Source organism: Vibrio sp. R-1 (assembly GCF_035615595.1).
Lineage (GTDB): Bacteria > Pseudomonadota > Gammaproteobacteria > Enterobacterales > Vibrionaceae > Vibrio > Vibrio cholerae.
This window is the reverse complement of the sequence record NZ_WPDC01000104.1, coordinates 1-10145: the sequence shown is the minus strand read 5'-3', so window position 1 is coordinate 10145 and position 10145 is coordinate 1. Positions and strand designations below refer to the sequence as shown.

Sequence of the window (10145 nt, the reverse complement as noted above, 5' to 3'; positions counted from 1 at the left end):
AGACATGAAAAAAGCCATCCGAAGATGGCTTGCAATACAATATAGAGTCAGGCTATCGCGCTTATCGAATATCGATGTGCGCAAAGCTTTTGATCAAATCATCCAGCGCTTTCATTTGCGCAAGGAATGGCTCTAATTTGTCGAGAGGTAATGCCGATGGGCCATCGCAACGCGCTTTATCTGGATTGGGGTGCGCTTCAATAAACAGACCCGCAATCCCCGTCGCCAAACCGGCTTTCGCCAGTTCAACGGTCTGCTCACGACGACCGCCCGATGCCGCACCTGATGGATCACGCATTTGCAGTGAGTGCGTCACATCAAAAATGATTGGACTGCCGTTAGAGGCTTGCTTCATCACACCAAAGCCGAGCATATCGACGACGAGGTTATCGTAGCCGTGGCAAGAGCCGCGCTCACATAAGATCACTTTGTCATTGCCACACTCAGCAAACTTCTCAACGATGTTGCCAACTTGACCCGGGCTCATGAATTGCGGTTTTTTCACGTTAATGACCGCGCCGGTTTTCGCCATCGCTTCAACCAAGTCGGTTTGACGGGCCAAAAAGGCAGGCAGCTGAATCACATCCACCACATCCGCCACAGGCTGCGCTTGCGCTTCTGTGTGGACATCGGTGATGATCTTCACGCCAAAGGTCTCTTTCAGCTCTTGGAAAATTTTCATCCCTTCTTCCAAGCCTGGGCCACGGTAAGAGTGCACTGAACTGCGGTTCGCTTTATCAAACGATGCTTTGAACACATAAGGGATACCGAGCTTGTCGGTCACTTTCACGTAGTGCTCACAAATTTGCATCGCCAAATCACGCGATTCCAGTACGTTCATCCCTGCAAATAGGGTAAACGGCTTATCGTTGGCAACCGGAATATCACCGACATGGACAATTTTGTGTTCCATCTTAATCTCTCTTGTTGGGTTAATGCAGCGTCACTTGACTGTCGTGACTGAGTGCATTGACTTGCGTTTTTAACAATTCAGCCGCCGGATCGTTCGGACAGTGCTCAATAAAATATTGATAGTCCGAAATAGCAATTTGATGGCACTGTAGCTGTTGGTAAATAAAGCCACGATCACGGATTTCGTATGGGTCATCGGGCACAAAAGTGAGTGCCAAATCGGTACATCTTAGCGCCAGAGTATAGCGCTCTTCACGCAGTAAGGCACTTTTGAGTAGCGCCAACCAACGCCCAATAATGGTCGGATTATCGACACTTTGTAAATGCTGTGGCTTAAGCTTGGCCAGTGGGCCTTTGTGCCCAACTAACCAAGCTTGCAGTGTATGTTGTGACACGATCTCGCCATTAAATGGATTGAGATAGATCGGCCGCTCTCCCGGCCAATTGAGCGACAGCAGAAACTGAGTCGGGAAACTTATCCCATTGAGTGGAAAGCCGAGTTTGTGTCCTAGGTAGAGCAGTAATGAGCCTAAACTGACGGGAATGCCTTTGCGCCGCTGCAATACTTGATCAATAAAGGCATTGCGAGAATCAAAGTAGGCTTCGCGATCGCCGCTAAAGCCCCACTCTTGATAAAACAGGCGCAAAAAAGCCTCGAAACGCGCTTTCTCATCACGCTCATGTACCAGTGCCAGTTCGGCTTCTTTTAGCAGACGTGCTAACTCGATGTGAGCCCATTCTAGCTGCGTTTCGGGATTAATGGCTTTGTTGAGCGCAAGCGCCCCTTCCACCAACTCCATCGCATCAAAATCTTCATCACATAAATTCAGCATGGTCGCACCTTAAGCTTAACCAAACAGAATCGGCGCTTTGGTGACCGCGATTTTTCCAGCCATCGCCAACCAGCCCAACGCGCCAAAAAACGCAAAGCTACGCAGCAATTTATTACGACCTAATTTCAGTGCAAAAAAGCCTAGCGCGATGTACGCCAGCACGCAGGTAAATTTTTCGGTCATCCACGGCGCGGCAGCGGTAAATGGAATGAATCCAGTGATGAATATCAAACCGATACCGGAAAGCAGCAATAACGTGTCATTCACATGCGGGAAAATTTTGAAAAACTTACGCTCTAGGTGTGCTGAATTCATCATCATGAGCACATAGCGAATCGACAGCATGACTACGCTGACGCCGATAGTGAACAGGTGAAAATGTTTTAATCCTTCGTACATTATGCTTCTCTTTCCGTTTTATATTGTCCCAGTGTAACTCGATCATGACCGGCATAATCTTGCTCGGTAATGATGTTTTGATAGCCTAAATCACGCAAAATCGTGCGCACCGCAACGCCTTGATCGTAACCATGCTCAAACAAAAGCCAGCCGCCATCGAGCAAAAAATGCGGCGCGTGCGTGCTGATGTGGCGAATGTCCGCCAAACCATTTTCTGCGGCAACCAGCGCGCTTTTCGGCTCAAAACGCACATCGCCCAGACTCAAATGCGGATCATTTTCTTCGATATAAGGCGGGTTGGAGACGATCAAAGCAAACTTCGTACCGTCTGCTAATGGGCTAAACCAACTGCCCTGCAAAAACTGCGCATTGTGGATCGCCAAGCGAGTCGCGTTTTCTCTTGCTAATTCTGCCGCCTCCGGACGTAAATCAATCCCCGTGACTTGCCGCGTGGGCAATTCCGAAGCCAAAGCCAACGCAATCGCCCCAGTTCCGGTGCCAAGATCCAGCAGTTCACCATCAATCAACGCCGCTTTATCCAGCGCTAATTCAACCAAACGTTCCGTATCCGGACGTGGAATAAGTGTCGAAGGAGAGACTTTCAGCGGCAGCGACCAAAATTCGCGCTCACCAAGGATGTAGGCCATCGGCTCTCCCGCTCTGCGGCGAGCAAGGAGCAGCTCGAGAGAAGCCAAAGTAGGCTTCTCCAAGGTTTTATCAGGCCAAGTCAACAAGTAAGAACGAGGCTTAGCCAGTACATGGCAAAGGAGTACTGCGGCATCTAGGGCTGGCGAATCACTGCCGCTTTGCTGCAGTTGTTCAGTTGCCGCTTTTAATGCCGCTTCAATGGTGACTGACATGGATTAGTTTTGATCCGCCAGTGCCGCCAATTGATCCGCTTGATGCTCGTGAATCACAGGGTCAATCAAGGATTGCATATCCCCTTCCATCACTTCGGTCAGGCGATATACCGTCAGATTGATACGGTGATCGGACACTCGACCTTGCGGGTAGTTATAAGTGCGAATGCGGTCACTACGATCGCCTGAACCCAGAAGGTTGCGGCGTGTATCGGAAATTTCCGCGGCGCGTTTTGACTCTTCAGCTTGAGCAATACGTGCAGCCAATACTGACATCGCTTTAGCTTTGTTCTTGTGTTGCGAACGCTCATCCTGACACTCGACCACAATACCAGTCGGTAAGTGAGTGATACGGATAGCCGAGTCGGTGGTGTTAACGTGCTGACCACCCGCGCCGGAGGAGCGGAACGTATCAATTTTCAGATCACTGGCTTTGATTTCTGGAATTTCCGCTTCTGGAATTTCAGGCATCACCGCAACGGTACATGCGGACGTGTGGATACGCCCTTGCGCTTCCGTAGCCGGAACACGTTGCACTCGGTGGCCGCCAGATTCAAACTTGAGCGTACCGTAAGCACCGTCACCGTTCACTTTCGCGATCATCTCTTTGTAGCCGCCGTGTTCCGCTTCACTCGATGACATCACTTCGATGCGCCAGCCTTTTTTCTCCGCAAAACGGCTGTACATACGGAACAAATCGCCAGCAAAAATACCCGCTTCGTCACCACCCGCACCCGCGCGAATTTCTAAGAAACAGTTGCGATCATCGTTTGGATCTTTTGGCAGCAACAGAATTTGCAGTTCATCGGTCAGGCGCTCAATTGCCGCTTTCGCCGCTTTGATCTCGTCCTGTGCCATTTCACGCATTTCTGCATCGTCTTCTTGTGCCATCTCTTCGGCAGCAACCAGATCTTCCTTCGCTTGTTGGTAAGCTTGGAAACACTGAGTGATCTCTTCCAGTTGCGAATACTCTTTGGACAGAGCACGGAATTTATTTTGATCACCGATAACTGTTGGGTCGCCAAGGAGGTGCTGAACCTCTTCGTAGCGCTCAACAAGGGATTCAAGCTTGCTTAAAATCGACGCTTTCATAGTTGCTTCTTTAAACTCTAAGTTGAGATTTAGTTCAGATCGTCAAGACCTAAACTTTGTCTGATCACGGCCAGTTTAGCCGGTTCCCCTTGTTCCGCCGCGGTTTGTAGCGCTCGGGTTGGGGTGTGAATTAGTTTGTTGGTCAGTTTGTTGCTTAATTCTATGAGCAGCTTTTCAGGATCGCCACCCGCTGCCAATGCTTGCAAACTTTTATTGAGCAGCTCTTCACGCGCTTCATTGGCTTGCTTACGATAATCACGAATACTGTCCACAGCTTGCAGTGAACGCATCCAACTCATGAAGGTGGCGCTCTCTTCACTGACAATCGCTTCTGCCTGAATCGCTTCCACTTTGCGCTGCTCGATATTGCTATCGACAATCGACTGCAAGTCATCGACCGAATAGAGATAAGCATCGTTAAGCTTACCGACCTGCGGCTCAATATCGCGTGGCACGGCAATATCCACCAACAACATCGGCTGATGGCGACGGGCCTTTAGTGCACTTTCGACCATGCCTTTACCTATGATGGGCAAAGGGCTAGCGGTCGAGCTGATCACAATATCCGCTTGCGCTAAATAGTCTGGGATCTCATTTAATGCGATGACGTCGGCGCCAAACTGCTGCGCTAAGCTCAAAGCTCGCTCTCGCGTGCGGTTCGCCACTATCATCCGTTTACAGTGGTGTCCGGCCAAATGTTTTGCTACCAGTTCGATGGTTTCACCAGCCCCGACCAACAGTACCGTAGCGTCGGCCAGCGATTCAAAAATGTGTTTTGCTAAAGTGCAAGCGGCATAAGCGACCGAAACCGCGCTGCCGCCGATTTCGGTTTCTGTTCTTACCCGTTTCGCGACCGAAAAAGCCTTTTGAAACAGCTTTTCCGTCGCCGGATTGACGGCGTGATTCTCTCTCGCCTCTGCGTAAGCTTGCTTAACTTGTCCTAATATCTGCGGTTCGCCCAACACTAGGGAGTCCAAACCGCAGGCGACACGCATCAAATGACGAATGGCGGCTTGCTCTTCATGAACGTATAGGCTGGGTTTTAACTCATCCAAGCTGACTTGGTGAAACTGGGACAACCATTCGATGACTTTGTTTTTACTTGCTGATCTCACATCACAATAAATTTCGGTGCGGTTACACGTTGAGAGGATCACGCCTCCTTTAACGTGTGAACTGGTGGAAAGCTGATTCAGCGCCAAAGAGAGCTTCTCTGGACCGAACGCCACTTTTTCCCGCAATTCTACCGACGCCGTATTGTGATTGATTCCAATGGCAAGCAAAGACATCTATAGAGGATTCTCAGATATGTGTGGTGGACTAGAGGCGGAATTTTACTTGATGCCCTCTTTGATTGAAAGGGCAGACCGGATTTGTTTTCCTGAGTTCGTGAGATCAATGATATAGTTAGCCCGTTTTCGCTCTCGCTTTGGATAAAAAACGCACTATGAATGCTCTCGTACGTCGCCTATTGCCAGGATTGGCGAGTCTGTTGCTTTTGGCAGGTTGTGCCACCGCACCGCTACAACCCGTCAATGTTCAATGGCAATCACACCAAGTCACTCTAGAACAAATTCAACATTATCAATTAACCGGAAAACTCGGCTATATCGCGCCCGATCAGCGACAATCGTTCAACTTTCAATGGCAAAAAAGCCCACAAAAACTCTCACTGCGTTTAAGCAATTTTCTTGGTCAAACCCTGCTGAACTTACAGGTCGATGAACAAGGTGCACGGGTCGAAACTTATGATGATCAAATCTACCGCGACCAAGATGCACAAAGCCTGATCCGCAATTTAACAGGGTTAGATATTCCCGTTGAACAGCTTGAAGATTGGATTTTAGGCTTGCCGACCCAAGCAACCCATTACGAGTTGAATGAACAAAACACCCTTGCCACTCTCACCAAACTCGCCTCAACGGCGGAATGGCACGTGGAATACCAACGTTACCAAGCGATTGAGTGGCAACATCAGCCCATTCCGTTGCCTGATAAACTTAAACTCCAGCAAAATAAAACCTCGATTCAACTGGTGATCTCACAATGGACGCTGCTCCCATGATCCACGGCACAACCGTGTGGCCTTCACCGGCCAAACTCAACCTGTTCCTTTACATCACAGGTCGTCGAGCTAACGGCTATCACGATCTGCAGACCTTGTTTCAGTTTCTCGATCACGGTGATGAGTTAACCATTACCGCCAACAACAGCGGCAACATCACCCTCTCTCCTGCTCTGGCCGATGTCGCGTTAGAAGATAACCTGATTTACAAAGCCGCGATGGCACTCAAAAATGCGGCGCAATCACCACTCGGCGCAGACATTCAACTGCACAAGGTGTTGCCTATGGGCGGCGGAATTGGTGGCGGATCATCCAATGCGGCCACTACCTTAGTCGCACTCAATTACTTGTGGCAGACTGGACTTAGCGATGATCAATTGGCTGAGATTGGTCTGGCACTCGGAGCAGATGTCCCTGTCTTTACTCGTGGTTTTGCGGCTTTTGCTGAAGGGGTTGGCGAAGAATTATCCGCTGTAGAGCCAGAGGAAAAATGGTATCTCGTGGTTCGCCCTGCGGTCAGCATCGCGACAAAATATATTTTCACTCATCCACAGCTGGTGAGAAACACGCCAAAGCGTGATCTGGCAAGCCTTCTTACCACCCCCTACGAAAACGATTGCGAAAAAATTGTCCGATCACTGTACCCCGAGGTTGATAAGCAACTTTCATGGCTGCTACAATACGCGCCGTCAAGATTGACCGGGACGGGATCTTGCGTTTTTGCTGAGTTTTCGAGCAGGAAAGATGCACAGGCCGTCTTTGCTCAATTATCTGACAACGTCTTAGCGTTTGTCGCCCAAGGGCGCAATGTTTCACCGCTCAGAAAGACGTTGGCTGACTACCAATCAGCTAAAATCCGACCTTACTAAAAAACTGGACGCAACCCTGAGGTTTCCACCGTGCCTGATATGAAGCTATTTGCTGGTAACGCAATACCCGAACTAGCCCAACGTATTGCAGATCGCCTGTACATTTCCCTTGGTGATGCTACTGTTTCTCGTTTCTCTGATGGTGAAGTAGCAGTACAAATCAACGAAAATGTGCGTGGTAGCGATGTATTTATCATTCAATCCACCTGTGCCCCAACCAATGACAACCTGATGGAACTGGTGGTAATGATTGACGCAATGCGCCGTGCTTCTGCAGGCCGTATTACGGCAGTTATCCCTTACTTCGGCTATGCCCGCCAAGACCGCCGTGTGCGTTCGGCTCGTGTACCTATCACTGCAAAAGTTGTTGCAGACTTCCTTTCTAACGTTGGTGTTGACCGCGTTCTGACTATCGACCTCCACGCAGAGCAGATCCAAGGCTTCTTCGATGTTCCAGTAGACAACATTTTCGGTACTCCTGTTCTGCTGGAAGATATGAAAGCACGTAACTTGGAAGATCCTGTTGTCGTATCGCCAGACCTTGGTGGTGTGGTGCGAGCTCGCGCAACCGCGAAAGCACTGGGTGACATCGATATCGCGATCGTAGATAAGCGTCGTCCACGCGCGAACGTTTCAGAAGTCATGAACCTGATCGGTGATGTTGAAGGCCGTGACTGTGTGATTGTCGATGACATGATCGACACCGGTGGCACGCTGTGTAAAGCCGCGGAAGCGCTGAAAGAGCGTGGTGCGAAACGCGTATTTGCTTACGCCACTCACGCGGTATTCTCAGGCAATGCAGCGAAAAACATCAAAAACTCTGTGTTGGATCAAGTGATTGTGACTGACTCTATCACCCTATCAAAAGAGATGGCGGCGACAGGAAAAGTGACTCAATTGACTCTATCAAGCATGCTGGCTGAAGCGATTCGTCGTATCAGCAACGAAGAGTCCATCTCTGCGATGTTTAACTAATCATTGAGTAACACCCAGTCTATCTGCCTGTCAGGTAAGCTCGGGAATCGATGATACGAAAGCGTTTCATCTCCGATGAAGCGCTTTTTTATTGCCTTTTGTGTGACTCGCACCTCGCGGCGGATGTGTGCTATCATACCGCGCTTTTGAGTTTCCGAAGAGATATTCGCCTTGAGTCAACCAATCAAACTCCTTGTCGGACTGGCCAATCCTGGGCCGGAATACGCGAAAACACGCCATAATGCAGGTGCTTGGGTTGTCGAAGAGTTAGCCCGTATCCATAACGTCACGCTCAAAAATGAGCCGAAGTTTTTTGGTCTGACCGGACGTTTGTTGATTAACAGCCAAGAGTTACGCGTGTTAATCCCCACCACTTTCATGAACCTCTCAGGCAAAGCGATTGCTGCACTGGCCAATTTCTATCAGATCAAGCCAGAAGAGATCATGGTTGCCCACGATGAGCTAGACTTACCACCCGGTGTGGCAAAATTTAAGCAAGGTGGCGGACATGGCGGGCATAATGGGCTCAAAGACACCATAAGCAAATTAGGCAACAACAAAGAATTCTATCGTCTACGGCTTGGCATCGGTCATCCGGGACACAAAGATAAAGTAGCCGGTTATGTGCTCGGCAAAGCACCTGCTAAAGAGCAAGAGTGCCTTGACGCCGCAGTGGACGAATCTGTTCGCTGCCTTGAGATCCTGCTCAAGGATGGCCTCACCAAAGCACAAAATCGTTTACACACTTTCAAAGCTGAATAAGGTTACAGTCATGGGTTTTAAATGTGGCATCGTCGGTTTGCCAAACGTAGGTAAATCAACTCTTTTTAATGCGCTGACCAAAGCGGGCATCGAAGCAGCTAACTTCCCGTTTTGTACTATCGAACCAAATACAGGCGTTGTGCCTGTGCCAGATCCGCGTCTGGATGCCTTAGCCGCGATTGTCAAACCTGAACGCATTCTGCCAACGACGATGGAGTTTGTGGACATTGCAGGTCTAGTGGCGGGCGCATCAAAAGGAGAAGGTCTAGGTAACAAATTCCTCGCTAACATCCGTGAAACCGATGCAATTGGTCACGTAGTACGCTGCTTTGAAAACGAAAACATCATCCACGTGGCGGGTAAAGTGTCACCGCTGGAAGACATCGAAATCATCAACCTTGAATTAGCGCTGGCTGACTTAGACAGCTGCGAGCGCGCGATTCTGCGTCAAAGCAAACGCGCTAAAGGTGGCGATAAAGAAGCCAAATTTGAACTCGCGGTACTTGAAAAGCTGCAACCTGTTCTGAGCGAAGGTCAATCGGCTCGTTCCGTCAACCTAAGCAAAGAAGAGTTACTGGCCGTCGGTTATTTAAACCTGCTGACGCTAAAACCCACCATGTACATTGCGAACGTCAATGAAAATGGTTTTGAAAACAACCCATATCTGGATGCGGTGGTTGAGTTCGCAGCCAAAGAAAATGCTTCTGTGGTAGCGGTTTGTGCAGCGATCGAGGCGGAACTGTCTGAACTTGAAGAAGAAGAACGCGATGAGTTCTTAGCCGACCTCGGTATTGAAGAGCCAGGCCTCAACCGCGTGATTCGCTCAGGTTATGACCTTCTGAATCTACAAACTTACTTCACCGCAGGCGTGAAAGAAGTGCGCGCATGGACCATTCCTGTCGGTGCGACCGCACCACAAGCCGCGGGTAAGATCCACACTGACTTCGAGCGTGGTTTTATTCGTGCTGAAGTGATCGGTTACAATGACTACATCCAATTCAATGGTGAGTCAGGTGCCAAAGATGCCGGTAAATGGCGCTTGGAAGGTAAAGAGTACATCGTAAAAGATGGCGATGTAATCCACTTCCGCTTCAACGTTTAAATCTCGCTTTACTGCGAACCAAAAGCCAACCAAAGTGTTGGCTTTTGCCATTTATAAGCCTCTAAAAAATGATCTTTATGACTCTCCAAGCGTAATGAATTTGTTGTTTTGGTGATGGTTTTTGATCATAAACACGCCTCTTTGTTTAAAAAAAACCCGAACGGTTGGTTTCAAAGAATTTATTCAAAAAAACTGTTGACGCTCCTAACCCATATCCGCATAATGCGCTCCGTTCTCAGCGATAAGGCATCGCCTTCTCGTTAAGAAAATAAAATT

General features: G+C 49.1%; 11 protein-coding genes. 5 read left to right on the top strand and 6 right to left on the bottom strand.

The features are described from left to right. Window positions 1-61: 61 nt before the first annotated feature. Genes kdsA through hemA form a run of 6 tightly spaced genes read right to left on the bottom strand, consistent with a single transcriptional unit; the run spans window position 62 to window position 5385 of the window. Complete coding sequence (gene kdsA / locus GOU96_RS15590; protein WP_000400335.1) at window positions 62-913, bottom strand: 3-deoxy-8-phosphooctulonate synthase; 852 nt, start codon at window positions 911-913, stop codon at window positions 62-64. A gap of 19 nt (window positions 914-932) precedes the next feature. Beyond that, entirely contained in the window at window positions 933-1745 is an 813-nt protein-coding gene (locus GOU96_RS15585; RefSeq protein ID WP_000933142.1) for a SirB1 family protein, read from the bottom strand. A gap of 15 nt (window positions 1746-1760) precedes the next feature. Beyond that, window positions 1761-2144, bottom strand: a complete 384-nt coding sequence (locus GOU96_RS15580) for a SirB2 family protein (protein WP_042987857.1) — start codon at window positions 2142-2144, stop codon at window positions 1761-1763. After that, window positions 2144-3004 (bottom strand): peptide chain release factor N(5)-glutamine methyltransferase, encoded by an 861-nt coding sequence (gene prmC / locus GOU96_RS15575; protein ID WP_001888691.1) that lies wholly within the window; start codon window positions 3002-3004, stop codon window positions 2144-2146. The genes GOU96_RS15580 and prmC overlap by 1 nt, the downstream gene beginning before the upstream one ends. Before the next feature lie 3 nt (window positions 3005-3007). After that, window positions 3008-4096 (bottom strand): peptide chain release factor 1, encoded by a 1089-nt coding sequence (gene prfA, locus GOU96_RS15570; protein WP_000647701.1) that lies wholly within the window; start codon window positions 4094-4096, stop codon window positions 3008-3010. A 29-nt stretch (window positions 4097-4125) separates the two neighbouring features. Beyond that, the gene (hemA, locus tag GOU96_RS15565; RefSeq protein ID WP_000054219.1) at window positions 4126-5385 is read right to left on the bottom strand and encodes a glutamyl-tRNA reductase; all 1260 of its coding nucleotides are present in this window, start codon (window positions 5383-5385) and stop codon (window positions 4126-4128) included. A 158-nt stretch (window positions 5386-5543) separates the two neighbouring features. On the opposite strand from hemA, the gene lolB reads away from it, so the two are divergent. The 5 genes from lolB to ychF all read left to right on the top strand — a co-directional run bounded on the left by lolB (window position 5544) and on the right by ychF (window position 9869). Next, window positions 5544-6161, top strand: coding sequence for a lipoprotein insertase outer membrane protein LolB (lolB, locus tag GOU96_RS15560; protein ID WP_042987859.1), 618 nt, complete (start codon window positions 5544-5546; stop codon window positions 6159-6161). Beyond that, the gene (gene ispE, locus GOU96_RS15555) at window positions 6158-7030 is read left to right on the top strand and encodes a 4-(cytidine 5'-diphospho)-2-C-methyl-D-erythritol kinase (protein WP_053036892.1); all 873 of its coding nucleotides are present in this window, start codon (window positions 6158-6160) and stop codon (window positions 7028-7030) included. Before lolB ends, ispE begins: the two co-directional genes overlap by 4 nt. Before the next feature lie 30 nt (window positions 7031-7060). Next, entirely contained in the window at window positions 7061-8005 is a 945-nt protein-coding gene (locus tag GOU96_RS15550; protein WP_001113134.1) for a ribose-phosphate pyrophosphokinase, read from the top strand. A 171-nt stretch (window positions 8006-8176) separates the two neighbouring features. Continuing rightward, window positions 8177-8767 (top strand): aminoacyl-tRNA hydrolase, encoded by a 591-nt coding sequence (pth, locus tag GOU96_RS15545; protein WP_000081943.1) that lies wholly within the window; start codon window positions 8177-8179, stop codon window positions 8765-8767. Window positions 8768-8777: 10 nt separating this feature from the next. Then, window positions 8778-9869, top strand: coding sequence for a redox-regulated ATPase YchF (gene ychF, locus GOU96_RS15540; protein ID WP_000505880.1), 1092 nt, complete (start codon window positions 8778-8780; stop codon window positions 9867-9869). Window positions 9870-10145: the final 276 nt, after the last annotated feature.

What these genes read in the sequence shown, in the direction of transcription:
- GOU96_RS15585 (WP_000933142.1), bottom strand. Translation starts at nt 1,745, where the DNA reads ATGCTGAATTTATGTGATGAAGATTTTGATGCGATGGAGTTGGTGGAA.
- prmC (WP_001888691.1), bottom strand. Translation starts at nt 3,004, where the DNA reads ATGTCAGTCACCATTGAAGCGGCATTAAAAGCGGCAACTGAACAACTG.
- lolB (WP_042987859.1), top strand. Translation starts at nt 5,544, where the DNA reads ATGAATGCTCTCGTACGTCGCCTATTGCCAGGATTGGCGAGTCTGTTG.
- GOU96_RS15580 (WP_042987857.1), bottom strand. Translation starts at nt 2,144, where the DNA reads ATGTACGAAGGATTAAAACATTTTCACCTGTTCACTATCGGCGTCAGC.
- prfA (WP_000647701.1), bottom strand. Translation starts at nt 4,096, where the DNA reads ATGAAAGCGTCGATTTTAAGCAAGCTTGAATCCCTTGTTGAGCGCTAC.
- ychF (WP_000505880.1), top strand. Translation starts at nt 8,778, where the DNA reads ATGGGTTTTAAATGTGGCATCGTCGGTTTGCCAAACGTAGGTAAATCA.
- ispE (WP_053036892.1), top strand. Translation starts at nt 6,158, where the DNA reads ATGATCCACGGCACAACCGTGTGGCCTTCACCGGCCAAACTCAACCTG.
- hemA (WP_000054219.1), bottom strand. Translation starts at nt 5,385, where the DNA reads ATGTCTTTGCTTGCCATTGGAATCAATCACAATACGGCGTCGGTAGAA.
- kdsA (WP_000400335.1), bottom strand. Translation starts at nt 913, where the DNA reads ATGGAACACAAAATTGTCCATGTCGGTGATATTCCGGTTGCCAACGAT.